At 63.3% G+C, this 26,307-nt stretch carries 15 protein-coding genes; 6 read left to right on the top strand and 9 right to left on the bottom strand.

The genetic code is table 11. From position 1 onward, the window contains the following. The first annotated feature begins 1 nt into the window (after nt 1). The 4 genes from QUV11_RS13800 to QUV11_RS13785 all read left to right on the top strand — a co-directional run bounded on the left by QUV11_RS13800 (nt 2) and on the right by QUV11_RS13785 (nt 6,923). Nucleotides 2-1,498 carry a PepSY domain-containing protein gene (locus tag QUV11_RS13800; RefSeq protein WP_300883470.1) on the top strand — a complete coding sequence of 499 codons (1,497 nt, stop codon included), beginning with the start codon at nt 2-4 and terminating at the stop codon, nt 1,496-1,498. Nucleotides 1,499-1,619: 121 nt separating this feature from the next. Next, the gene (locus QUV11_RS13795; protein WP_300883469.1) at nt 1,620-2,516 is read left to right on the top strand and encodes a hypothetical protein; all 897 of its coding nucleotides are present in this window, start codon (nt 1,620-1,622) and stop codon (nt 2,514-2,516) included. 15 nt (nt 2,517-2,531) lie between these two features. Then, complete coding sequence (locus QUV11_RS13790; protein ID WP_300883468.1) at nt 2,532-4,820, top strand: hypothetical protein; 2,289 nt, start codon at nt 2,532-2,534, stop codon at nt 4,818-4,820. 108 nt (nt 4,821-4,928) lie between these two features. Then, nucleotides 4,929-6,923: a BCCT family transporter gene (locus QUV11_RS13785; RefSeq protein ID WP_300883467.1), complete on the top strand. Its 1,995-nt coding sequence runs from the start codon at nt 4,929-4,931 to the stop codon at nt 6,921-6,923. A 42-nt stretch (nt 6,924-6,965) separates the two neighbouring features. On the opposite strand, the gene QUV11_RS13780 is transcribed toward QUV11_RS13785, so the two are convergent. The 7 genes from QUV11_RS13780 to QUV11_RS13750 all read right to left on the bottom strand — a co-directional run bounded on the left by QUV11_RS13780 (nt 6,966) and on the right by QUV11_RS13750 (nt 16,046). Further along, nucleotides 6,966-7,691 carry a hypothetical protein gene (locus QUV11_RS13780; RefSeq protein WP_300883466.1) on the bottom strand — a complete coding sequence of 242 codons (726 nt, stop codon included), beginning with the start codon at nt 7,689-7,691 and terminating at the stop codon, nt 6,966-6,968. Next, a complete protein-coding gene (locus QUV11_RS13775; RefSeq protein WP_300883465.1) occupies nt 7,691-8,050 on the bottom strand; it encodes a hypothetical protein in 360 nt (119 codons plus the stop codon). The genes QUV11_RS13780 and QUV11_RS13775 overlap by 1 nt, the downstream gene beginning before the upstream one ends. A gap of 130 nt (nt 8,051-8,180) precedes the next feature. Beyond that, nucleotides 8,181-9,392, bottom strand: a complete 1,212-nt coding sequence (locus QUV11_RS13770; protein WP_300883464.1) for a class I SAM-dependent methyltransferase — start codon at nt 9,390-9,392, stop codon at nt 8,181-8,183. After that, a complete protein-coding gene (locus QUV11_RS13765) occupies nt 9,389-10,528 on the bottom strand; it encodes a nitrilase-related carbon-nitrogen hydrolase (RefSeq protein WP_300883463.1) in 1,140 nt (379 codons plus the stop codon). Before QUV11_RS13765 ends, QUV11_RS13770 begins: the two co-directional genes overlap by 4 nt. Before the next feature lie 6 nt (nt 10,529-10,534). Further along, nucleotides 10,535-12,097, bottom strand: a complete 1,563-nt coding sequence (locus QUV11_RS13760; RefSeq protein ID WP_300883462.1) for an FAD-binding oxidoreductase — start codon at nt 12,095-12,097, stop codon at nt 10,535-10,537. Continuing rightward, nucleotides 12,097-13,404: an MFS transporter gene (locus QUV11_RS13755; RefSeq protein ID WP_300883461.1), complete on the bottom strand. Its 1,308-nt coding sequence runs from the start codon at nt 13,402-13,404 to the stop codon at nt 12,097-12,099. The genes QUV11_RS13760 and QUV11_RS13755 overlap by 1 nt, the downstream gene beginning before the upstream one ends. Before the next feature lie 119 nt (nt 13,405-13,523). After that, nucleotides 13,524-16,046, bottom strand: coding sequence for a TonB-dependent receptor (locus QUV11_RS13750; protein ID WP_300883460.1), 2,523 nt, complete (start codon nt 16,044-16,046; stop codon nt 13,524-13,526). A 123-nt stretch (nt 16,047-16,169) separates the two neighbouring features. On the opposite strand from QUV11_RS13750, the gene QUV11_RS13745 reads away from it, so the two are divergent. Both QUV11_RS13745 and QUV11_RS13740 read left to right on the top strand, forming a co-directional pair. After that, nucleotides 16,170-16,853, top strand: a complete 684-nt coding sequence (locus QUV11_RS13745; protein ID WP_289619058.1) for a hypothetical protein — start codon at nt 16,170-16,172, stop codon at nt 16,851-16,853. A gap of 151 nt (nt 16,854-17,004) precedes the next feature. Beyond that, the gene (locus QUV11_RS13740) at nt 17,005-19,473 is read left to right on the top strand and encodes a TonB-dependent receptor (protein WP_300883459.1); all 2,469 of its coding nucleotides are present in this window, start codon (nt 17,005-17,007) and stop codon (nt 19,471-19,473) included. A 101-nt stretch (nt 19,474-19,574) separates the two neighbouring features. On the opposite strand, the gene QUV11_RS13735 is transcribed toward QUV11_RS13740, so the two are convergent. Both QUV11_RS13735 and QUV11_RS13730 read right to left on the bottom strand, forming a co-directional pair. Next, entirely contained in the window at nt 19,575-20,111 is a 537-nt protein-coding gene (locus QUV11_RS13735) for a hypothetical protein (RefSeq protein ID WP_300883458.1), read from the bottom strand. Between the two features lie 61 nt (nt 20,112-20,172). Continuing rightward, nucleotides 20,173-26,307 (bottom strand): autotransporter outer membrane beta-barrel domain-containing protein (locus tag QUV11_RS13730; protein WP_300883457.1); only part of this gene is annotated, 6,135 nt, incomplete at its 5' end.

Raw genomic sequence — 26,307 nt, 5'->3', positions numbered from 1 at the left:
TATGGCCGAGACGAACGTAAAGAAGTCGGCGGTCAGGGTCGCCAAGGCGCTCGAAGCGCATAGCCTGATCGCGGTGATCTTCGGCGGGCTGATCTATATCCTCGCGGTGACGGGCACGCTTTCGGTGTTCAATCACGAGTTCCAGCGCTGGGAGCGACCCGATGCGCCGGAGATGACCTCGATCGCGCCCGAGGCCGCCGAGCGCGCCGCGCTGGCGGTGTTCAGGAGCGAAGCCAAGCCGACCACGCACCTGTACATCAACTTTCCGCAGGATGACCTGCCACGCACCGTCATCACCACCGACACCCAGGCGTTCTTCGCCAATTCCGACGGATCGATCGCATCACGCGAGACATTTCCGTGGACGCAGTTTCTGCTCGATCTGCATTATTATCTGCACATGCCGCAGATCCTCGGACTCACCGTGGTCGGGGCGCTCGGCGCCATGCTGATCGCGCTGTCGTTCTCGGGTCTGCTCGCGCACCCGCGCATCTTCCGCGACGCGTTTACGTTCCGCCGCAAGGCGGGGCGCCTAACCACCGTCGATTTGCACAACCGGCTCGGCGTCTGGACGCTGCCGTTCCACTTTTCGAATGCGCTGACCGGTTCGATCCTTGGCCTGGCAACGGTTCTGGCGTTCGCGATCGCCGCCGCCGGGTTCGACAACGATACCGAAGCCCTGTTCGCGCCGGTGTTCGGCGGCGAACCCGAGATGGCGGCAGGCAAGGCCGAGCCCGCCGATATCGCCGGACCTTTGGCCTACATGGCGCGCGAATATCCGGATCTCAATGTCACCTATGTCATCCTGCACGATCCCGGCACTGCCGGGCAGCACATCAATGTCATCGCCGAGCACCCCGATCGGCTGATCTTCGGCGATTACTACAATTTCACCGCCTCAGGCGAGTTCAAGGGCAATGTCGGGATCTCCGATGGCACGGTCGGCCAGCAGGTCACCGGCGCGGTCTACAATGTCCATTTCGGCAATTGGGGCGGGCTAATCGTCAAGCTGGCGTATCTCGTGTTTGGCACCGCCTTGTGCACTATCGTCGCCAGCGGCCTCAGCATCTATTTCGCCAAGCGCGAGACCAACGGCAGGCCCGCGCCCAGGCTGGCGGCGGTATGGACCGGCCTCGTCTGGGGCACGCCGGGGATGCTCGCGGTCGCGCTGGTCGCGGCACTGCTCGGCATGGAGGGCATCGCTCTGGTGGCGGTGTTCTGGCTCGGTCTTGCTGCCTTGCTCGCCGGGGCGAGCCGCCTGGGCAAAGCGCGGACCGTGCTGACTGGCAAGCTCATGCTCGGCCTTGCCTTGGGCTGCGCGATTGCGGTGTATCTGCTGCGCTACGGAGCCTATGCGGTGTCGAGCTCCGGCATCGCCGTGACGGTGATCGCAGCAGGTCTGGCGATCGCGATGCTGGTCTGGGCGGTCAGGGGGCGGATCGCCGCTGCGCAGGTCCGGCAGGGCCCGGGGCCAGACAGCCTGCAGCCTGCGGAGTGACATCGAGCGGGCTTTTCGCTCCGACGACCCGACCGACCCGATCATTGCCGAAGCCTGTCCCGATCGGCGCGACAGCACGGGGCATCTTGCGGCGACCCTAGCGCCGTGACACTGTTGGCGCATGACTGGCAACGGTATAAATCGGCTGATCACACTCGAGCTTTCCGATGGCGTACGTGCGTTGGCGTCGGATGACCCCGCATCTCCGGTGCTCGAGAGGTTCTTTGCAGGCTATGACCGTGCCTTTGTGCTTCCCGACGAGCGCGAGGAGCTAGCCGGGTTTGAGGCCTGTCTCGCGCTTAACGCCGCGTACCGGCATGCCTTCGGTCGCACGCATTCCGAACTTGTGACGGTGTTCGAGGATGAGGCGGGTGCTCTGCTGGGCGGCGCAAACTTTCTGGCGACATCGATCCACCATGGCGCAGCCCTGCCACCGGCATCAATGGCGCTCAATTATGTGTACGTGGAAACCCGAGCCCGCGGCCGGGGAATGCTGCGAAAAATATTGCACGCCGTCCGCCACCTTGCCCTCATGGCGCTCGAACTGGATCGAGACGGCGCGATGCCGGCCGTGTTCATCGAACAGAACGACCCATTGCGCCTGACGGCGGAGGAATATGCCGCCGATACGGCCCATTCCGGGCTGGACCAGATCGACCGGCTGGCGATCTGGTCCCGCGTCGGCGCGCGGGTCGTCGATTTCCCCTACATCCAGCCCGCGCTGTCGTCCACGCAGCAGGCGGACGATGGGCTGATCTATGCCGCGATCGAGTATCCCGGAGACGGCGTCGACGCAGCGCTGCTGCACGACCATCTGCAAAGCTTTTTCGCGATTTCCGTATTGAAAGGCGCCAAGGACTCGCCCGGCGGGGTGGCGACCGAGCAACTGTCCGCGCTGGCCAGCCGCCGTGACGACGTGGCGCTGTTGCCGATGGAGCCGGCGCTGGCCTGGATGCGGGCGGACAGGCCAGCAGGCGAGTTCAACAGTTTTCGCGCATTGGCAAGGGCGGCGCGCTAGGGAACGGGGGCGAGCATGACGTTACGCGGGGATTGGAATACCGACGAGGATTTCGAAAGTGCCCGTCCCGGCACCCTGTACTGGACCCTGTCGATGTACATCTCACCGGATGATGTCGCCACTGTAACCGGTCACCCTGAAACAAGGGTGACGCACAAGCAATTTGCACGGGTGCAAAGCGCCCACCCTCCGTCGATATTGCTTCGGAACGCCATCGATCCGCTGTTCAACGATATCGCGGACCGCGAAGTGCTGGGGGAGGTGCAGGAGCACCTGCTTGCTGCAGATGATGCGCCAGACCTTCCGGAAGCAGATGCCAAGACCCGCCGCAACGCAGCGGAAAGGAAGATCCGGGACAGCGAAAAGCTGATATTCAAGATGCCCGACGTGATCGAATGGTCGACTGAAGGCGTCACCTATTGCGCCAGCCCGCCCGGTCTCGATGAAGAGCGCGCGGTGCGCTTCCGCCGGTTCTGGCTTGCGCACAACAACGGCGCGCTCAGCTACCATCTGGCCTTCAGCCATCACTACGCTTCGCTGGAAACCGATGGCGATGGGCGCGGCTATGATCCGTCGACCTATTATTTCCTGTCGCTCCTGCAAAAGCTAGCCGCGCCGAAAGAGTTCGAGATCACTCAGGGCCATGCCGCGCCCGGCACCCCGACATCGGTCTTCGCCAGCCAGACGGGCATCAGTCCGCTCGACGGCATGACGGTCACCGACGGGACTGGCACACCGAAACGCTTCTGGCCCTTCGTCAAACAGCGCATGCTGGACGATGCCGAGCGCCTGTTCGATCGGCTGGCGGTGGAGACCGGCCCCCGGCCTGCCGGAAACTTCGAGAAAATTCTGATCCGGGAGGTACCGTTCATCGAAGTGCCAGAACTTACCGTTCCCAAATCACGGTTCATGTTCCTGTTCGACGACGAGCGCTTTTTCAAACGGCTGATGCCGGTCGATCCTCTGACACAGGCCAGCATGGCGCGAAAAGTGATGGTCAGGGAGGAATGCTACGCGCCGTATCAGCAAGAGCTCGCCAAGCGTGTCAAGCAGGCCGAGACGGCGAACACTGCGGTTCAGCTCGATGCCAGCTACTGGCAATGGGTCGCTAATCCGCTGGACTATGAGGCACTGATCGGGCCCGAGTTGGGCTATATCCGTCCCTCGCCGGACGATCTGTTTCCCGACGTTCAAGCTATGGCCCACGCCATTCGCGCGGGAACTGCCATGCGCACCGTCGACGCGCATGGTGTACCGCTCGGCGCACCCGAGCCATTGCATATCCCGGCGTTCGAACTCGGCCGCACCGATTGTCTCGACTATCTGTTCCTGTCCGGGTTTAACCAGAACATCATCGATTTCATGAATCAGGACACTTCGGAAATCCTCGACAGCATCGATCCCATCTATCCTGACAGCGACGAACAGTCCGACGAGCGGTTCTTTGTCCGCTACGCCAACCACCGCGCGATGGTGACCTATGTGCCCAAGAGCCGCAGCCTGGAAACCGGCAACGACTATATCGGGACCTGCCCCTATGCGTTTTTGATCCACGCGCTGACGCTGCACAACGAATTTCTCGCACGCGAACACGAACAGCGGAGCATGGCGCGGATCGAGCGGATCGAACAGCTCGTCTCGCATGCCGACGACCAGACCGCATCCAGAGGCGCTCGAAATGCTCTGGAAAACCAGGAGACGTTTCCGGGCGACAGCAACTTCGAAAAAGCCGAATATGCCATCAATCAGGTGAAGCTGGCAGAGTACCGCGATTTCGAGCGCTTCCGCTATGCCAACCCGTTCCGCTATGACACCGAGCGGGATGTCTTTGCCAAGCTCGAGGAACTGCGCGGCACGACACGAAAGAAGAATGCCCTGGCGATGGCGATCGCCAGCCTTGAAGACCATGCCAGCGATCTTGGCCGTCGGCATCAGCTGAAAGCCGATGCCGACGCAGCGCGCCGCGATACACAGCTCAACATCCTGCTTGGCGGCACGGGCATTTTCGGTGCTGGCCAGATGATCTACTGGATCGGGGAGAGCGCTGCGGGCGACCCGGCTGGCGACCCACCCAAACCTGCTGAACCCGTCGAGATGGATCTGCTGGGTGTGTTTCCCATCAGCCTGGAAGGCTCGGTCATCATGGCGTGGACCGAGGCGGTGATGATCTATGCCGTCCTCATCTTCGTCCCGTTCTTCTTTTATATTCTGGGATCAGCGATAGGAAAATGGGCAAAAAAGAAATGGCCGGACGCATGGCTGTTCAATCTGACCCGCCGTAAGTCGCACCGGCTGCGCCGCTGAGCCGACAGGGCAGGAGACAGGATCTATGTCTGCGGACCGCGCGCTGTTCGCAACCGACCGACGCCAGCTTCGTTCACAACATAGATCAAGTACCAGCAGGAAGATGTTTTGCCCGATCCCGTCGTGAAGGAAGCCTTGCCAAGGGCCAAGAGCGCGCGAATTCAGGTCAATCCGCCGGTATTTTTCACCTCCGCCGGGCTCATCTTGCTGTTCGCCATCCTGGGCGCGGCATTTGCCGACCCTGCGGCGCGCCTGTTTGCGCGCGTGCAGGCCGTGATCGTGGCGGATTTCGGATGGTTCTACGTTGCTGCGGTCGCGGGCTTCCTGTTCTTCGTCATTTATCTCCTGTTCAGCCGGCATGGCGATGTCCGGCTCGGGCCGGACGAGAGCGAACCGGAATACAGCTATGTCTCCTGGTTCGCGATGCTGTTCAGCGCCGGGATGGGCATCGGTCTGGTGTTTTTCGGCGTGGCCGAACCCATCCAGCATTACGCCGCTCCCCCCACCGGCGAAGGCGGGACGGTGGACGCGGCGCGACAGGCCATGGTTCTGACATTCCTGCACTGGGGCGTCCACGCCTGGGCGATCTACATCGTTGTCGGCCTGGCGCTGGCGTATTTCTCGTTCCGCAGGGGGTTGCCGCTGGCTCTGCGCTCGCCGCTCTATCCGCTGATCGGGAAGCGCATCTACGGACCGATCGGTCATGCCGTCGATATCTTCGCGGTCATCGGCACAATGTTCGGCGTGGCGACATCGCTCGGTCTGGGCGTTCTTCAGGTCAACGCGGGCCTCGACTATCTGTTCGACGTTCCCGTCTCGGCCAACAACCAGTTGCTGCTGATCGCTGCCATCACTGCGTGCGCGACGCTTTCGGTGTTTCTGGGTCTCGACAAGGGGGTCAAGCGCCTGTCGGAACTGAACATCGTGCTGGCTGTCGGGCTGCTCGGCTTCGTTCTGGTCGCGGGGCCCACGGTACTCCTGCTCGATGCCTATCTGCAGAACATCGGTGCCTATCTCGACTCGCTCGTCCAGCGAACCTTCCGCCTCTATGCCTATGAGCCCAACCCCTGGCTTGGCGACTGGACGCTGTTCTATTGGGGATGGTGGATCGCCTGGTCGCCTTTCGTGGGCATGTTCATCGCCAGGATTTCGCGGGGGCGGACCATCCGCGAGTTCATCAGCGGGGTGTTGCTGGTGCCGGTGCTGTTCAGCTTCCTGTGGATGACGGTGTTCGGCAACACCGCGATCGCGCTGGACATGGCCGGTGTCGCGCCGATTGCCGAGACCGCGCTTGCCAATCTTCCCGTAGCGCTGTTCGAGACTCTGGCGGCGCTTCCGTTCGGCACGATCACGTCCTTCATCGCGACCCTGCTGGTGATCACCTTTTTTGTGACATCGGCGGATTCCGGAGCGCTGGTCATGGACATGATCACCACAGGCGGCGCCGAGAATCCGCCGGTGTGGCAGCGGATATTCTGGGCGGTGAGCGCTGGCACGATCGCTGGCGTGCTGCTGCTTGCAGGCGGACTGCAGGCGCTGCAGACCGCAGCCATTGCCAGCGCGCTGCCGTTTGCGGTGATCATGATCTTCATTTGCTTCGGCCTGTTGCGCGCGCTGCAGACAGAAACCACCGGGTCGGCCATTGATCTTTCTGGCACAATAGCCGCCGGCCCCGATCCCGAGCTGAACTGGCAGCAGCGGCTGGCCTCGCTGACCCAGCATTTCAGCGCCGACGAGATTGCTGGCTTCATCAACGCGACTGCCAAGCCAGCTCTCGAAGCGGTGGCGTGCCAGATGCGAAACAGCGGCTTCGCGCCGGACGTCGTGCAGGAGACCGACCGGCTCGAACTGACAATCCCGCACGGCGACAGCGGTGCCTTCCGCTACACGGTGCGCTCGCGCAGTTTCCTTACGCCAAGCTTTGTCTGGCTGGAACGCCCGCAATCATCGAAAACGGACCCCAGGCAGCGCCATTTTCGCGCAATGGCGCACAGTTCGGACGGCAACCAGCCGCGGGACGTGACCGGATTTACGCAAGACCAGCTCATCGACGATCTGCTGAAACGCTATGCGCATTTCCGCCAGAGCCGCAGGATACCCTGACCCGGCCAGATATCCCGCGCCGGTGCGGCACGACCGGGCGTGTCAGCGCTCCAGTTCGACCAGCTCGTACCGCGCCATCATGCCGCCATCGATGCTGCCATACACAAAGACGGAATCATCATCGGCGGTGACCCACATGTCATAGGTCGGATGGGTATTGCCGCCCATCCCCGGCCCGGTATCGTCGATGTAGCGGTAATGCCGGCAGGCGAAGGTGCCCGCTTCGACGGTCTTTTCCTCCTCGCCGACATATTCGAGCCCGATGAGCACCTCTGCGATCAGCGGCGGGGTGGCGCCGCGATGGTCGGCTGACGGCAGGAAGCAGCGGACATTGCGGCGGTGCGGGCCCTTGCTCACGTCGATCACCCGCGTCATGAAGCCGTCGCCCGCGATCGGGTGCGTGCCGAAGCCGTCGAACGCGCCGCCTGTCGCAACCCGCTGCGACACCCGGCCGATCGAGGGCCCGAAGCTCTCGCACTCGATCACCCCGGCCGCCGCATCGTGCCGCATCCAGCCCGAGCCCATGAAGGCATCGCCCACGGTCAGGTGCACGTGCAGATGCTCGGGCACCATGTTTGGCCCGATGCCGTAGACGATGTCGCGCAGCACCTTGGGCTCGGGCTCCTCGATCTCGCAGCGCGCGCGCATGATCGTGCGGCCATCGCCATGGTGCGTGAAGCTGAACCATTCGCGCCCGCGCTCCTGGTCCAGGATGTGCGGCTTCTTGGAGGTATAGCGGATCTTGCCGCTGACGGTACGGTGCTGCATCACAGGTCCTTCAGGTCTTGGCTCAGCTCTTCGACAGGCTTGTCGTCGGACTGCATCGCCTCCATCATCTGCTGCGGCCCGCGCATGATGCGGGCGATGTACTCGCGGATCATCGCGGCGCGCTCGTAACCCGCCTCGCGGTCGGGCCTGTAACCCTCGATATCCGCCCGGCTGATCGTGCCCCTGGTCTCGAGCAGCCGCTCGATCGTGTCCATCCGCTCGCGCATCACCGACACCTCGCCGATCACCGCCATCAGCATCGAAAGCAGGCGTTCCTTGTCGGGATCGCCGAGGAAATCGGGGCGCTTGCCCTTGGCGCGCGCATTGGCGCGGATCATCCAGTCGACGGGTTCGGTCAAATTTCTTCTCCGTTGGTTCCGGTCCCGTGCGCAGGCAGGGGCCCATCTCCTGAGCTTGCGTATCGATGCACCGGTGCATCCGTGGCACCGGCAGGAGATGGGCCCCGCCTTTGCGGGGGACCGACTTGCTCTATTCCGGCCGTCCGCCCTTCCAGGCGCCATAAGCGTGCCAGACCGCGGCGCGGCCGTGATCCTCTTCCTTCTCGTCGCCGGCCGAGGGGAAGATCTCGGTATCGACCACCGCGCGCACCCCGGTGACGAACAGGTCGCTTTCGGCAAAGCCCGATGCCTTCAGGATCGTCTTGAGATCGAGCGCATGCATCGCCGACCAGAACGGCTCGTTGTTGTTGAATGCGTCCCAGTCGCGGATGAACTGCTCGTAGAGCGGCATCGCGTCGGAATATTGCGGCTGTTCCAGATGCAGCATCAGCCCGCCGGGTTTGAGCACGCGATAGCCCTCGCGGATGATGCGTGGCAGCGCGGTGCCGCTGGTCTCGTGCAGGAACATCGTGGTCTGCACCCAGTCGAAGCTTGCGTCCGACCAGCGCGACAGATCCTCGGCATTGGCCTGGACGAAGCGGATGTTGGTCGCGCCCAGCGACTGCGCGCGGGCATGCGCGTAGCGCAGCGACGGCGCTGCGGTATCGATCGCGATCACCTCGCAATCGGGAAAGGCGAGCGCCAGCGGCACGATGTTATGCCCCACGGTGCAGCCGATATCGAGAATGCGCTGCGGCTGCCAGCCGGGGCGTTCGGTGCGCGCCCATTTGACCAGAGCCTGGCCACCGCCATCCGACAGCGCACCCAGGCCGCCTGCGGTGGTCGCGAAGATGCCGCAGTCGTAATTAGCGCCGGCGGAGACGTCGCCGGGGGCTTCCTCGCCATGATAGCTGCCGGGCATGCAATGGATGTCGATCGCGCTCTGGTAGCGGGGCACGGCGACCGACGGGTCGAGCTCGAGCGTGTCGCGCCCTTCATTGTATTGCCGGGCCTTGGCGTTCAACTCATCGATCTGGCGCAGCACCATCGCGCGGCCGTTCTGCTGGCGCATCTCCATGCTGTTGCGCTTGAGCGCCGACCAGAAGCGGTGGTGCGGATCGCGGTTCATCGCGTGGCGGATCTCGAACCGGTCCCTGGGCTCGCAGCCATGCTCGGCGACAAAGCCAGGGAGCACGCGGGTGTCATAGGCCTGCTTGTTGCCCGGACCCAAGGTGCCGGACAGATACTTGTTGAGGTTGGCGAGGAAATCGAACCGCGCCGCTTCGTCATGGCTGGGTTGCGGCGACACGCCGTGCAGCGCCACGGCGGTGTACGGCGGTGCGACATCGAATTGGTGGGTCATATCAGTCCGTCCTTCGCCATGCGCTCGATCACCTGCTCCTGCACGCGCTTGAAATAGTCGCGGTCGGGCACCTTGACCGCGCCATCCTCGAGCATGCCGTCCGCCGGATGCCGGACAGTCCCATAAGCCGCTGCGAACAGCTCCAGCCGCTGACGCGCGAGATAGTTGGTCATTCCGGGCGTGCGCCGCGCGGTGCGCAGGGCATGCAGGTCGATGTCCGCAAAGGCGGTGAAGGTCTCGCCGCTGTTCGATTCGGCGACCACCCGGCCCTTCCAGTCGACGATCTGGCTGTTGCCGTCGGCGCTGGCGAGCGGCAGGCCGGTGCCCTCGATCCCCGCAGTGTTGGCCGAGACGACATAGGCCATGTTCTCGAACGCGCGCGCGCGCTTGGCGATCGCCTTGTTGGTATCGATCGGCGATCCGATCTCGCTGGACGAATGCAGGAAGATCTCCGCCCCGCGCAGCGCATGCGCGCGCGCGATCTCGGGATAGAGGATTTCCTCCGAGGCGATCGCGGCCAGATTGCCGATCTCGGTGCGCGCCACCGGAAACACGCCGTCCAGGCCATAGACATCAAGGTACTTGCTCCACACATCGTGCGGGGTCGGCGCGAACATCGAGTTCAACCGCCGATAGCGCAGCACGACATCGCCCGAAGGCGCGATCAGGAAGCTCGCCTGGAAATACAGGCCGGGAAAATTGGGGTCGACCTCATAGGCATTGCCCGCGAGGAACAGCTTCAGAGTCTGCGCGACCTTGCCCAGCGCGTCATACTCTGGCCCTTGCATCTCGAACGCAGCGAGCGACGCGAAATCGGGGATCGAGATGCGCCCGGGGTAGCTGGTGAACAGATATTCGGGCAGCACCGCGAGCCTGACCGGATGCCCGCCATATTGCTCGATGAAGATGCGCGCCGAGCGGATCTTGGTTTCGACCTCGCCGATCATGGCGAGCACCTGCGCGCGGGCGGCGGCGCGATCGGGCGCGCGCTCGACCGAACGCGCCGCCAGCTGCATCGCGACGGCGGCATAGGGTGCGTCAGGAGCCATGCCGGGTGCTCCTTGCGCCAGCGCGTGATCGATCGGCAAAGCGCCTGCGATCATCGCGGCCAGAACCATGCGGCGTTCGAGTTCCATCGGCTTTCATTCCAGTCCCAGGCTCCCTGGATTCATGACACCCTTCGGGTCGACCGCCCGCTTGAGCGCGGTCAGGATATCCCATGCGGCAGGATCATGCGATGCCTTGAGCGGATAGGTGCGCGCGATCTGCAGGTGCGCCGCCTCGAGCGAGCGGAAGATCGCGATGACGCCGGCGCGCAATTCGCCGACCAAGGCGCGCGCCTCAAGGCCTTCGGGGAAGCCCTTGAGCTTCCGGAGGTGATCGGGCTCGACCGCAGCGCGGTGCAGCGGGTTCATCACGTCGGGCCAGAAAAACACCGGCTCGATCAGGCAGGCCGAGCGGCTGACCGCGGCCAGCATCGCGCCCGCATTGACCTCGAGCCGCGTCATCGCATCGGCATTGTCGGCATACAGTGCCTCGATCCGCTCCCAGGCCTCGACCAGCCGGGAGTGCGGCAGGAAGCCGTGCACCGGCACCCAGCGTTCGCCATCGGGGCCGAGCATCGAATTGGGCGGCGGGAACGGGTTGGAGCGCAGGATCTTGGGGATCGAATTCTCGATGGCGCTGCCGCCATGCGCGGCGACGATGCGTCCGATCTCGGCCATCTCGGCATCGACCGCACCCTGGTGGCGCCCTTCGGCGATGGTGTGCAGCGAGAACGGCACGTCTTTCAGGAACGAGCGTCCGGCGGTGACCACCTTGGCGCCTTCCTTGAGCGCCTTCCACGCCGAGCCCTGCGACTTCATCATGTTCAGCAGCGACTTGGCATCCTTGGCGAGGCTGTCGCGCTTCATTCTCTGCGATTGCAGGAACGGATCGAACGCGAAATTCTCCGAGGCCAGCCCCTCGCGCGCGATCGCGCTCATCGCGCCAAGCAATCCTATGTGATCGGGCAGCGAGAACGAGCCATAGGCGAACGCGCTTGCCTCCCTCACCAGCCGCAGCGTCACCCGCGCCTTGACCCCGAACGCGCCGGTATCGGCGGCGAACATACCGGTCAGGTCCGGGCCGAACGGGCGGAAGAAATCGCTGCCGGTGCTGACGATGCGGCCATCGGCAAGCACGACGTCGAACGAGAGCGCGCTGTCGACCACCGACCCGGCCCTGGCGCCCCAGAAGGTGCCGTTCTGGCTCATCCCGCCGCCGACCGATGCGCGCAGCCCCGACAAGGTGCCCCAGCTCGGGCAGCGCAGGCCCAGCGGTTTCAGCGCCTCGTGCAGCTTGGCCCAGGTGCACCCCGCCTCGACCGTCACGGTCATGTCGGTGGCATCGATGTCGAGTATGGCATCGAGCGCGCCCGTATCGACCAGCACGAAGCCGCCATTCGAATAGAGATACCCGCCGGTATAGCTCATGCCGCCGCCGCGCGGGACGATGGCAAGACCCTGGCCGGTCGCCGCCGCGACACCGCGCGCCAGCTGATCGACGCTCGAAGGGCGCAGCACTGCGAGCGGCGGGGTGCCAGTGGCATAGACGTCGTGCGCGAAGAAATCGCGCGTCGCTGCGTCGGTCAGCACCGCGTCTGCGCCTGCCGCCGCGATCAGCGCATCGAGCGCGCCAGCATCATCTTTCACCAGGGTCGCCATCACGCCGTCTCCATCGCCGGGGCGGCGGGCTTGGCACCGCCCGCCGGGGCCTCGGTCAGCACCGGATAACGTCCCAGCAGCAGCAGCAAGGCGCCACCGATGATGTATCCGAAGATCGCGATGAACAGGATCTGGTCGTAGCTGCCGGTCGAATCACGGACCGAGGAATAGATGATCGGCGAGATCGCCGAGAACACGCCGAAGGGCATATACAGCATGCCGTAGATCTTGCCGTAATGCGCCATGCCGAAATAGCGGCCGGTAAGGTACGCGATCAGGTCGCTCTCGGCGCCCGCCGCAAAGCCCAGCAGAAACCCCGCCAGCGCCGCCAGCGCAAAACCGGGTGACGGATCGAGCAGGATCCAGCTCGACAAAGCGGGCAGGCACAGCAGCGGAAAGGCGACGAAGCCCGCCCAGAAGCGGTCGAGCAGCAGCCCGGTGATGATCCGACCGGTCAGGATGCCCAGGCCCAATATCCCCATCACCGAAGCGGCGCCCTGCGCCGGGATGCCCCGGTCGGCGAGCATCGCGGGCATGTTGATGAACGCGCCGCCGAAGGTCAGCGCGATGAACAGGATCGATGCCCAGATCAGCCAGAAACGGTAATCGCGCAGCGCCTCGTTCAGCGTCACGCCGGTCAGCCCGCCGCTGGCGGTCTTGATTCCCTGCGGCTGTTCTTCGGGACGGGGCTCGCGAAACAGCCAGATGCATATCGGCAGGGCGATCAGCAGCGGCAGCATGCCGACGATCGCATACATCGCCCGCCAGCCGTACGCCTCGATCGCCCAGACCGCGAGCTTGGGGACGGTGAGCGCCGCCAGGCTGGTGCCCAGCAGCAGCAGCCCCAGCGCCAGCCCGCGGCTCTTGTAGAACCACATGTTGATCGCGCGGCTCCAGGTTACCGGTGTCGATCCGATCCCGACCAGCCCGACCATCAGCCACAGCAGATAATAGGCCCACAAGACCGGCGGCGTCAGCGCCAGCGCGGCAAAGGTGACGCCAAAGCCGAACAGCGACCACAAGGCGATCCGCCGGACGCCGTAAGTATCGGCCATCCAGCCGAACACCGGCGCCAGCAAGGCTGCCACCACGCCGAAAATGGTGATCGGCGTGAGGATCTGGGTGGTGGTCCAGCCGAACTCCTGGGTCAGCGGGGCGATGGTAAAGCCGATGACGTTGAACGGGATCGGTGATGCCCCGCAGGCGACCCCGATGACGCCGGCAATGAGCACCTTCCAGCCCAGCGAAAATTCTCCGCGCTGGGCAGGCGGCGCCGTCTGCAAAAGCTCGTCTGCCTTAGTCGCCAACGCCTCGCTCCCGATTGTCGTGTGCCGGTATGGCTGTCATGATTGGGCAGCCTAGAACGGGGAGAAGCATCGCACAGAGTTGTGCGACGCTCCATCCGCCAGACGGCATTTTTGCGCGATCAGAAATTGTAGCGCGCACGCACCGTCCACATCATCGGCTGGTTGAGATAGCTGTAGTTGGACAGCGACGACTGGATGAACTCCTCGTTGAAGCAGTTGGTGCACTCCACCGCGAGCTGCCAGGCATTGTCGGGGCCGTTGAGCGCCAGCCCTGCATTGACCAGCCAGGCCGCCGGGCTTTCCGATCCGGTGATGAATGCGCCATCGCCGAACGGATTGGCCGGCGTGGTCCGACCGCCGCGCGTCACCGGCGCATTGTAGATCGACAGGTTGGCGATCGCGACCTCCTGCCGCGAACGGTAGCTGGCGTTGATCGACGGGACGAGCGACAGCCCGCTGTCCCCCAGCGGCGCGCGATAGCTGCCACCCAGCGCCAGCGACCAGTCCGGCGTGCGCACCGGGCTTGCGATCGAACCATCGGCGGTCACGATCCCCGCCGCGCAGGCCGGCGCGTTGTTGACCGGGGTCCCCGCCGGTGCAGAGTTGGAGCTGGCCGGGATCTGCCCTGCCGCCAGTTGCGCCTGGCAGGCGGCAAGCTGCGCCCGCACGTTCTGGATGCCGTAGATATCGTTGCCCGCGGGCGCATCGGGGACGCGATACTTGTCGTCCTGATAGCCGACATTGGCATAGAGGTTGAGACCGGTGACCGGGGCGATCGTCAGTTCCGCCTCGATGCCCTTGTTGCGATAATCGGCAAAGTTGCGGGTGAGGAAGGTGATCGCACCGGTGGCCGGGTTGAGCAGCCCGGCGAGGATCTGGAGATCGCTCACATCCATCCAGAACGCGGTGACGTTGGCCCGCACCTTGTTGTCGAAGAATTCCGACTTGAAGCCGGCCTCATAGCTCCACACCCGCTCCTCGTCGAACGGCAGGAACTGGCTGGGCGCGGTGGCGCGCGCGTTCCAGCCGCCGGACTTGAAGCCCCTGGTGGCCGAGGCAAACAGCAGGATGTCGTCATTGGGCTTGAAGTTGAGCGCAAAGCGCGGGGTCCAGATCTTGACGTTCTGGCTGCGCGGGATCGGCACGCCATTGGCAGCGCGCAGATTGACATTGGCCATGCAGTTGGCCTCGACCGTGCCATCGTTGCACGAGGCGCGGTTGTCGGTGATCGAGAAGTTCTTGGTCTCGTCGGTATAGCGCACGCCCGCGGTCAGCTTGATCTGGTCGGTGATGTTGAGATCGGCCTGGACATAGCCCGCATAGGCCTTGGTGGTGTTGCGGATGATGCGGTCCGCGAGCAGCAGCGAGACCGCCGGCGAGATCGAGAACACGTCCGCCAGATCGGTGCGGTTGCGCTCGTCGATGTAGAAGAAGCCCGCGACATAATCGACCAGGCCATTGCCGAAGCTGCCGTCGAGCTTGATTTCCTGGGTGAACTGCTCGTGCTGGCCATCGTTGAGGATGGTAAAGCCGCCGCGCGCATAGCCCTGCACCGCCGGGAACGGCACGCTTGCCGAAGGCCCGCCGCGGCCGTCGAAGAAGTCGAGCGCGAACTGCTGGGTCAGGCTGACATAGCCGGTGATCAGGCTGAGCGTGGTGTTGTCGGCGATGTCGAACGCGAGGTTCGAGGTGATGATATCGGTCACCGCCTCCTGCCCCAGGCCATAACCCGCCTTGCGCCCCGAAATTGCCAGCGGTGCATAGGGCGTGGCCGAGGCCGGATTGGCGCTCAGCCCCGTGGTCGAAAAGCGGCCGCTGCAATCGGTGGGATTGGCTGGATTGCAGGTGAAGTTGAGGATGTTCTCGCCTTCGGAGACGACATGCGCATAGCTTGCCCGCCAGCGCGCCCAGGGCGCAAGCTCACCGCGCAGGCCGAGCCGAACGCCCCAGCCGTCATCGTCGTTCAGCCGCTCGCCGGTGGTGACGTTCTTCACATAGCCGTCGTCATCCTGCCAGTAGCCCGAGACCTTGATCGCAAAGCTGTCGGCGAGCGGCAGGTCGATCGAGCCGCGCACCAGCTTCTTGTCGAACCGGCCATAGCCGACCTCGGCATAGCCGCCGATCGTGTCGCCGGGCTCGGCCATGATGACGTTGATCGCGCCGCCGGTGGTGTTGCGGCCGAACAGCGTGCCCTGCGGTCCGCGCAGCACCTCGACGCGCGCAACGTCGAACAGCGAAAGGTTGTTGGCATTCTGGCGCGACAGATAGATGTCATCGACATAGGTGCCGACCGGCGGGTCGAAGGTCGCGATCGTCTCGGTCGACCCCAGCCCGCGCAGGAAGTACGCGTTGGCCGAGCCGATGCCGGTGTTGTTCTGCGCGACGAGGTTGGGAACGTACTGGCCCAGTTGCAGCGTGTTCGACACGCCCTGGTCGCGCAACTGGTCGGCGGTGAACGCGCTGATCGCGATCGGCACGTCCTGAACGCTTTCCTGGCGCCGCTGGGCGGTGACGATGATCTCGCTGAGGCCCTGATTTTCTGAGTCGGCGGCCCCTGCCTGATCGGCATTCTGGGCGAAAGCCGGGGTAGCAAGTGCGACTGCAAGCGCCGAGGCGGCCGTCGCCAAACGTAAGTTTATCATCGTGAAACTCCCTGAAAGCCGGTTGGTATCGATCCGCCTGACATTCATTTTTTTCTTGCAAATTGTCCGGACAAATCTGCAATGTCAATTGGCTTTGTGGAACGATGCTGCGGGAGATGCACTTTGGGCTGGTCGGAAATTGCGTATCCCTCGTTGGTCTACGTCCATCTGTTGCTGTTTGTGCTGTGGCTGGGGGCGGATGTCGGCGTGTTCCTGCTGGGCCAGCATTTCCGCAAGCGGCACGATTATTCGCTCGACCAGCGGCTGGCGCTGCTCAAGCTGCTGGTGCTGGTCGACATGACCCCGCGCAGCGCCTGGGCGCTGATGGTGCCGGTGTCGCTCTCGGTGCTCAAGATGGGCGGCTGGTGGGACCTGCCGGTGGCGCTGCTGGTTGCGGGCTGGGCAATCGGCGGGGTGTGGCTCTGGCTGGTGTGGGATGCCCACAGTCATGACCAGACGCCGCGCGCCGCGCGCGACCGGTTCTACGAGAACCTGCTGAAATACGCTCTCACCGCGTTCTACCTGTGGCTCGGCGCCCAGTCGCTGCTCGTCGGCGCGCCGCTGGCGCCGGGATGGCTGGCGTGGAAGGCGCTGCTGTTCGGTGCGATCTTCGTGGCCGCGATCGGCATCGATCTGGCGTTCAAGCCGGTGGGGCCCCAGCTGATGCGGCTGCTGTCCGAAGGCTCGAGCGACGCCACCGAAGTGCCCTTGCGCCGCACGATGGACCGCACCCGGATCTGGGTGATGGCGATCTATATCCTGCTCGTCGTAACGTCATGGCTGGGCGTGGTGAAGCCCGCCGTCTGATCCGCAGCAGACCGCAGGCCGAGCTGTCGTATTCAAGCAACACACACCCGACAATTCGAACTGCGGATAAAATTTGTCTGGACAAATTATCGATCTTGCGGTGTTCTGCTGACCCTAAGGGAGACAAAAAGCCACTTTAGGGGGATTTCAGATGACCAGTACGTTCAAGGCATCCTTGCTCGCGGTGTCCGCGCTCACCGCAGTTCCGGCGATGGCGCAGGAAAACCAGAGCGCTTCCCGCGGCATCAGCGACGATGTCATCATCGTCACCGCGCGCAAGACCGAGGAAACGCTGCAGGAGGCGCCCACCACCGTCTCGGTGGTCACCGCCGCGGCGATCGACCGACTGGGGCTCGACAATCTCACCGATGTCGCCAAGACCGTGCCGGGCCTGGTGTTCGACGACACCTTCGGCCGCGATGCCAACCGTCCGGTCATCCGCGGCCAGGCCAACATCCTGGGCCAGTCGGGCGTCGCCTTCTTCATCGACGGCATCTATTATTCGGGTTCGCTTGCCGACTATGACGTCGACACCGTCGAACGTTTCGAGGTGGTCAAAGGCCCGCAATCCGCGCTGTACGGTCGCAACACCTATTCGGGCGCGATCAACCTCATCTCGAAGACGCCAGGCGACACCTGGACCGGGCGGGTGCAGGCCGATATCGCCGAGGATGACCGCTATGAGGTGACCGCCAATGTGCGCGGGCCGCTCGCCGATGGCCTGGGCATCGCGGTCGGCGGCCGCCTGCTCGACAATGCCGGGGCCTTCCGCAACGCGTTCGACGGCACCAGGATCGGCAAGCAGCAGAGCTATTCGGGCTTCGGGCTGCTGCAGTTCAACAATGGCGGGGCGTTCCGCGCATCGTTGCGCGCCAACTACAACGTCATTGACGACGGCCAGCCGGCGATCTTCGCGCAGCCCGCCAACGCCAACAACTGCTTCCCCGACAACGGCGCGCTGTACCGCGGCCAGAGCCGCTATTTCTGCGGCACCATCCAGCCGCAACAGGTCAACACCGACTATCGCCGCCAGTTCGTCGATCCGGAAAATGTCGGCCTCGAATCGAAGACGCTGAACGCCGCGCTGCGAATGGATTTCGACTTCACCGACGCGCTGACGCTGACCAGCCTGACCGGCTATAACAAGCGCACCGCCAACACCAAGACCGATGGCGACTATTCGGGCAACAGCTTCAACATGGTGATTTTCGCCTATGGCGCGACGGGTCCGGCGCCGGCACCGATCACCCCGCCGCGCACCACGCGCTTTACCGCGTTTGCGACCTCGGTGCAGGATTTCACCTTCTCCAACCGCCAGGTCACCGACGACTGGTCGCAGGAACTGCGGCTGGCCTATGAGGGCGAGCGGGTCCAGCTGATGCTGGGCGGCTATTATTTCGACCAGAACGATGTGTCGCGCGATACCCGCGTGGTGCCGCCCGGATCGCTGGCGCGCGCGCAGGCCAATTCGGCGGCGGCGACCGCTTCCCTGTGCGCGCAATTGCCGACCTGCGGCATCTTCACGCCGATCGCGGTAACCGCGGCGAACCTTCCCGAATCGCGCAACGTCAATGCGTTCGACATCGAGAACAAGGCGATTTTCGGATCGGCCACGTTCGACATCACCGACACCCTGTCGATCTCTGCCGAGGGCCGCTATGCCGAGGAAAAGATCCGCCAGTCGACGCTGACCTTCAACAACGGTCAGGCGATCCCCTTGCCCCGCGTGGTGGAGGCGACCTTCAAGGAATTCACCCCGCGCTTCACGCTGAGCTGGCAGGCGACCCGCGACAACCTGTTCTATGCGGTCTATGCCGAAGGCCAGAAGCCCGGCGGCTTCAACAGCAACCAGGCGATCCTGGCCGGCTTCCCGACCTTCGCGCCGGAAGACAACAAGACCTATGAAATCGGCACCAAGAACACCTTTTTCGACGGCAAGCTGACCGCCAATCTGGCGCTCTATCACACCGAGGTGACGGGCTATCAGATCACCCAGAACGTGTCGGTGCCGCCCAATCAGGTTTCGCTCACCCGCAATGGCGGCGATGCGCGGGTCAACGGGGCCGAGCTTGAACTGCTGATCCGTCCGGTGCGCAATTTGACCGTCACCGCGAACTACAGCTATGTCGACGCCAAGTTCACCGCCGGCACCGACGAGAATCTGGGGCTGATCAACGACCTCATCGACGACCGGCTGGTCAACTGCTCGACCGGCGACCAGTTCCCGGCCATTGCAGGCTGCCAGTCGCTGTTCGGCTCGATCCGCGGCAAGCGGGTGCCGCGCGCGCCCGAACACACCATGTTCTTCGATGTCGATTACCGCACGCCGATCAGCAGCGACTGGGACTTCTTCGTCGGCAGCAACGTCAACATGATCTCGACCAGCTTCGACCAGGTGCTCAACTTTGCGGAAACCGGCGGGTCGGTGGTGGTCGACGCGCGGCTGGGCTTCCAGAGCGACCGCTTCCGCGTGATGGCCTATGCGCGCAACCTGTTCGACGAGGACTCGGTCGCGCAGATCATCCGCTATGCCGACGCCAATGCAGACCTTCGCCGCAACTTCATCGCAGGCCTGCGTCCACCCCGGCGCATCGGCATCATCCTGACCGCCAGCTTCTGATCTTTCCCGACGCCTGTGCCCTCCCGTTCAACCGGGAGGGCCAAATTAAACCCCCGGAACCTCAGGGCTCCGGGGGTCTTTTTGTTCTAAACCGCGGGACGCTATACAATATCGAAATATTGCACTCCGATTTCGGAGACGCTGTATGATCCCGGACGCGTACGCAACAGGACACCATTTTCAACATAGAACAGACATTTGGGACGCAAGCTGGACAGCTTGACATGATGGCCCATCGAACCCGCTATGCTGTTGATGTCTTCGTAGTTGAAGGCGTTTGCTTTGGCGTAATACAGGATTTGAAATATCTTTTTCCAAAGCGGCCTTGGCGACTTGAGATTGGCCACCGCGTAGGTTCTTTTCGAAACCGGATCGGCTTCATACTCGAAAGGTGAGTCAGACCTGACGACGTCTTCCAACGACCTCAGCACGGCGCGCTCGGATTCAAGCTGGTCCAGACACTCCTGAAGCCTGATGGTCAGCGCAAAGATGTTGTTCCTGACGTCTGATATTTCGGGATGGGATATTTCAGGATGCCGTGGTTCGGCCGCGGCCCCCAAACGTCTCTGGGCAACCCTGCTATCCAAAGCTTGCAGAACCCTCTGGCCTGCCCCCTGATGCGCCACCAGTGCGTTCATTTCTGATCTCCGGCAGTCAAATGGGGTGCGGCCAGATCATGGCCGCACCCCAGTCGGAGTGTTAGAAACCAATCCTAACACCGGCACTGATAGAAGCTCGGTCATTGCCTCCGCCGGTACCGTACGACCCGCCGACAAAAGCACTGCTGCCTCTTCCAATGTCTGCAAACAGACCACCCGAAATCAGGAAGTAACCGTCCGGATCGACGCCCTGAAGCCGGAAGGTTTGCCCCGGCGCGCCAAGGTACGACACGTTCCTGAACGCATCCGGATTGCCCTGAAACGCATAGGAAAGCGTCAGCTCGGGCCGAATGACCGCAAGGCCGGTCTCGAAGGACGTCCCAGCCTGGAGGCCGACTTCCGGGGTGAACACTGTCTTGCCGGCGTCTTCGACCAGCAACCCAATGGCGCCTGCGCCTTCTTCAGCAAAGCCGTCGAAGTCGTACTTGCGCAGGTTGGCCTGCGCAAACGGGGCGACGAACACACTGTCAAAGTCGAACCGGTATTCGGCACGCAGGTTGGCATTGAATTCCTTGCTGTCGAATTCAGCCTCTGCCGTCCGCGCGAAGGTCGGCAGTTCACGGGTCGTCTCCCAATCGCTCCAGCCATAGACCGCATCCGCGGCCACGGTGAAGGCGTCGAAACCGAACCGCGCAAAGGCACCGACCATATAGGTGTTGGCTTTGGCCGAGATCGGCTCGCCCGGCGCATTGACGTTGATCCGTCCGTAGCCAAATCCAAGTCCGAACTCTCCATTGCCTGTTGCCACGCCGAAGCCTGCCGAGCCTCCGAAGTTATCCGCCTTGATCTTGCGTGATCCGGTTGTGGCATCCCCATCAAAGCGCGTGAAGTCGCCAGATGGCTGGATCCACAGGTTGAAGCCTTCCGCACCCACCGGAAGCAGACGATTGGTGATCGCGTCAGCAAACGGAGCGGTCGTCTCCAGGGCCATGAGAGATCCGTAGAACTCGCCTGACGCCAGCTCTTCGAGCGCCGCGCCAGCCTGCGCAGCGTTCAGCAGGCTGTCAAAGCCGGAGATGACGGTCGCCAGGTCCTGGGTCAGCCCGAATTCACCCACCGACGTGAACCCTGCAGTTCCAGTCGCATCGGCGGTGAGGGCAGTGACGACGGAGGGGATCGAGGCCGACAAGGCAGCACCAGCGGCACGGCCGTTGTCTGTCAGACCTGCCGTGTCGTAGCCCCTACGAGCAGCAGCCAGCGAGACGACGGTCCGACCGGCCACGACGCGGCTTGTCAGATCGAACGTCACAAAGGCGGAGTTCAGGCCCGTATTGACGGTAGCATTTTCCGTGACCGTGCCCGAAACGCTGAAGAGGTCGAGGGTTTGGCCACCGGTGAAAATCCCACCGCGTGGCGCTACGACGTTCACCGTGCCCTGCAGCGAGAGGTTGCCATCGATCGTCACGAAGCTGCTGCCCAGACCGCCGCTCACGTTTTCCAGTGTGGTGAAGAACCCACGCGAGACACCAACCTGGCCGAAGCCCAGGATGTCAGGTGCGCTCGTGCCGGTGCCGACCGATTGCGGGGTCAGGCGGACCAGAGCCGGGGCCATTCCCACAACGAGCGTGCCCGTTCCGGTCTGCGCAAAGTTTCCGTTCTGATAGACGGCCACGCCATCGATCGCCTGTCCGCCCACCGAAACCAGGTTGTTGGCGAACAGCTGCGGTTCGAGGGTAACGCGCTGGCCCAGAACGAGCGAACCGCTGTTGGTCACGTTTCCGCGGATGCCGAAGACGCCGCGCTCGCCCAGGACGGGTGCAACTGCCAGCTGAACCTCTCCTGCCGAGACCCTGAACTCGCCGACATCGACCGTATAATCGGCGATCGCGTTCTCCGGACCGACCGGTGCAAAGGCAGCACCGAAGATCTTGAACGTTCCTGCTCCGGTTTTGGTCAGGCTGTCGGCGCCGAGAACCCGCGTCGTGCCGACATACTCCCGCAGATCGCCTGCCTGAGCAATCCGCGGGTCGAACGTTGCGAAGCGTCCCTCGAGCAGCTCGGCATCAGCCTGGGTCAGCCCGAGATAGCCCGCGCCGTTCAGGGCCACCGTGGTCCTGGTAAAGCGCTCACCCGTTGCCTGGTCAAATTCGCCGACGATGTTGCCGACGGTCACCGATCCGGTGTTCAGGTTGATTGCGGCTGCGATGTTGCTGGAGACCAGCTCGTCATCGATGGGCGAGAAGGCCCCGCCTACCGATATTCCGCCGCCCAGCAAGCCGTTCTGCGCAACAGTATAGCTTTGCGCGAAGGGCGTCACCGTTCCGGTGACTTCCTCCTCGCCAAGTGCCGTCGCCGTATCGGTTGCAAGGGTGGTGTAGTTGGCCACGGACTGGCCAAAGTTCGCCCCTCCGCGGATGACGCCATCGTTGCTCAGTGCGCCCGAAGCTGCGGCGACCGCAACCGATCCCGTGATCAACCGGTTGTTATCGATCGATGCCGTGCCGCCTACGGCGGTGTAGGTGCGGTCGACGACATTGACCTGCGTGACATCGCCGACGTTGGTCGAATTTGTCACCTGTCCGAAATTCGTTCCGATCGAGCGGGCCGTCAACGATCCGAAAATCGAACCGTTGTTGACAGCGTCGGCCCGCGTGATGCTGGTGACGAGGACGCTTGACGAGGCACCATCGAAATCATTCCCGCCGTTGTTCCCCACCGTTCCATTGACTGTCAGCGTTGCGGGGCCTCCGACCAGAACATTCGCGAAGCTGTTCGTCTGGGTTCTGGCCGTGTTGTCGGTCGATCCGCTGCTGGTCGAATTGTTGAACAACGCTCCGACCTGCATGGACGCACCGCCTCTGGCGGCCATGACGGTTGAATTTGCAGCGATCGTGACCGTCGAGCCTTCGACGCCCGCCACGAAGATGCCACCAAAATTGGCGGGATTGCGCGCTGCGACATTCTCAGCACTGCTGTTCACGGTCAGGCTTGCAGTGCCCCCCACAGCGGTGCTCGCTGAAGTGGAGCTGGACGTTTGCAGCACATTGTTGACGAACAGCGATGTGGACTGCGACGTCGATGCGGTGCCGCTGGCAAAGACGTCGATCGATCCGGACACCTGCCCGGTGAGCGTGGCGGTCGCATCGCCTGCCGACGTGAACAGGCTGAGACCACCCAGCCCCGCGATCGGCGCGTCATCGATGGCAATCGCACCATTCCGCGAGTTTCCGACGACGCCATCGATTCGCGCGGAGACGTTACCGCCCGTTGCAACGCTGGTGTTGATTAAGGTTTGGTCCGTCTGAGTGGTTGTGCCGGCTCCATCAGGGGTCGTGACACTGGTTGCCGCAAACTCACGGCTAACGTCACTGCCCGAGCTGGTAACCTGCGCAAAGCTTCCGACTGCGCCATCAACACCGACCAGCAGGGTGGAACCACCAGACCGCGAGTTCACGGAAACCGACCCACCCACAATGCCATCAGCAATCGTCACGCTGGCTGCACCTGTGCCGTTCGTCGAGCTCGAGGTGTCTCCGCTAACTACTGTCCGATCGACCAGCGCACCATCCTCGTCATTGTTGAGGATTTCGCTGAACTCGAAGGTCGATGTCGACACCGAGTTGCCTATTGTCGAGACCGAAAGATTGCCGGCAATGTCCGCGCCACCCACGAGGTTCGCTGCAGCATTCCCCTGAGCGGACAGGAATGCAGACCCCGTGATGACGCCGCCGTCGACTGTCAGGGTGCTGGAACCGGAGTTGGCAATGGTCTCGTTGCCACCGCTTTGTTCGATGACCAGTGAGATCAGATCGCCGTCAGCATCGTTCACCGAGTCCTGCGAGAAAGTATTGCTGCCGGTGCGCGTCGAACCCTGGGCCGTGCCCGTGAAGTTACCGAAGATGGCTCCGGTTACTGTCGCTGCACTCGATCCTGCCGTTGTCTGGCTGACCGATCCATCCCGGGCGCCGCTTCCTGGCGCAAATTGGACGGTACCGTTTGCGCCTGCATAGGTGCCGGTGATGTCTCCACCGCCATCAACATTGCTGAAGCTGCTGGCTTGAGTGGAACGGGCAACCGAACCGCCATCATCGCCCGGGGTTACGACCGACGAGTCGCTGGAGGCGAACTCACTGGTTGAATTCACGAACTGGGACGTGACGGTTGTGGTGCCGACGACCACGCCCTGGTTGGTGACCGTCGCGCCGCCATCCGCATTGATGCTGACGTTGCCGACGATCAGACCCGTGGGGCCATTCACGAAATCGGCCGCGCCCCCGACGCCTGTCGAAGTGAATTGTTCGGAATAGATGTTCTCGGATGTCAGCACCAGCGTGTCAGGATCTTGCGTGAACGAGGAGCTGCTCTCCGACGAGAAGGATGTATTGGACAGTCGGCTGTTGAGCGTGACGTTGCCATTGATCCGCCCGGCATTGTCGAGGGCTGCGCCCGTCGTTCCCGTAATGTTGACCGATACAGACCCAAGGGGATTGGCTCCGATCACGCCACCTTCGGCGTTGGCGAGACGCGCGGCCCCACCGGTCTGCGTGGTCGAGTTCGCTTGTTCGTTGGAGGAGTTGCTCTCCACCAACAGTCCAGTGCCATCGCTGAGAACAACCGAAGAGTTGGCCTGGCTGGAGCTTGAACGCACGGTGGTCCCGGTCGAACTGACGTTTACTGCGCCTCCGATTTCACCTGCATTGTTTACGGTCGCGCCCGCACGGCCGGTGGCACTGGCGGATGCGGCCATGACGCCCGTCGTGGAATTCTCGACCAACGCCTCGCCGCCGTAGCTCGCCTGCTCGATCAGGCTGGAGGACGCTGAACTGCTGCGCGTCGGCTCACCGGCGGCCACTTCAAACGAACTTGACGAGGTGCTCTGGTTAACGCTCTGGATGACTCCACCTGAGGTTGCAGTTACAGCGCCACGAATGGCACCTGCGTTTTCAACCAGCGCCCCAGCGTCGCCTTGGGCAAATGCCTGGCCAGACACAGAACCCGACTCGCCGATCGCGATCGATGCTTCTCCGCCAGTGCGTGAAGCTGCGAGACTAACCGAAGACTGGGTTCCACCGCTGCGCGTGGTGGTTTCGCGATCGTCGGTCGATGCGGTTCCGCCCGAGCTGGCGAACACAAACGCGACCGTATCCTCGCCTCCGACGGAGCCATCGACTGTCACCGATGCGCCGGCGAAGCCGGTTGCGGTCACGTTGCCGGCTACCGAGCCGCTCGATCCGATCGTGATGGTGGACGTGCCGCCTGCAGTCTGCCGGTTGTCCTGGGATGTGGTAACAGTCGATGTGCCATCCGCCACGGTCCGGTTCTGGGTGTCCCTGTTCTGATGCGAGCTGGTCGCGCTCAGCGAGGCGAAATCATTTTCATTGCCGATCGATCCATCGATATTGGCGCTCACGGAGCCCACGCCATTGATCGTGGTCGCGCCTGCAGATGCACCGCTGGCAAGATCGAGATCGACCGTGGACCCCTGCCACTGCGTGGTTGTTTCGCTGAGAGTCGTTGTCACACCTTCCACGGTCGTCGAAGAGGTTTCAGACTCGAAATCCTGCTGCCGAGACGTCAGCGCGACATCGCGCAAGATGGCCGGGTTTCCGGCTTCGCCTGGCGCCCCGATCGTCCCGCTGATCTGTGCGTCGATCGCACCGCGGGTGCTGGCCGACAAAGCTGTGGCACTTAGCGAATTGACCGTGCCCCCGATGTTCAGGGTAAGCGCCCCGGTGCCCGCTCCGAAGATGCCGATCCCCCCGCCGATTGCGCCGGTGTTTTCGATCGTGGTGGCACCGCCCACGCCATTGAGCGACACGCCCCCTGTGATTTCGCCCGAGTTGTTCAGGCTGAACGCGTTCAATGGCTCATCGAACGTACCGACATAGGTCAGGCCGACGGGCAGCGCGGTGACACCCAATGCACCGGCGTTGGTAACGCTCACCACGCCCTGCTGACCGATCTGGATATTGGGGGCCGCGCCGCGCGTTACGGTGGCATTGGCCAGAATGGAAAGGGTGGCGTTATCTGCACCCGCAGATGCAACGCCCAGGTTTACCTGGTCGGTCGTATTGTCGGCCGTGCAAGTCACAACCCCATCGGTTGTAGTGCAGGCAGCTTGAGCCGTTGAAGATAATCCCGTTGAGATAGCTATTCCAGCAACACCGATGACCAACCGAGTTGGACGCCTCGAAAAACTGTTAGCATTTGAGGCTCTGGCCTGATTCAATGCCTT

Source organism: Blastomonas sp., assembly GCF_030373265.1.
Classification (GTDB): domain Bacteria; phylum Pseudomonadota; class Alphaproteobacteria; order Sphingomonadales; family Sphingomonadaceae; genus Blastomonas.
The sequence above is the reverse complement of the archived record's forward strand: the minus strand, read 5'-3'. Positions and strand labels throughout refer to the sequence as shown.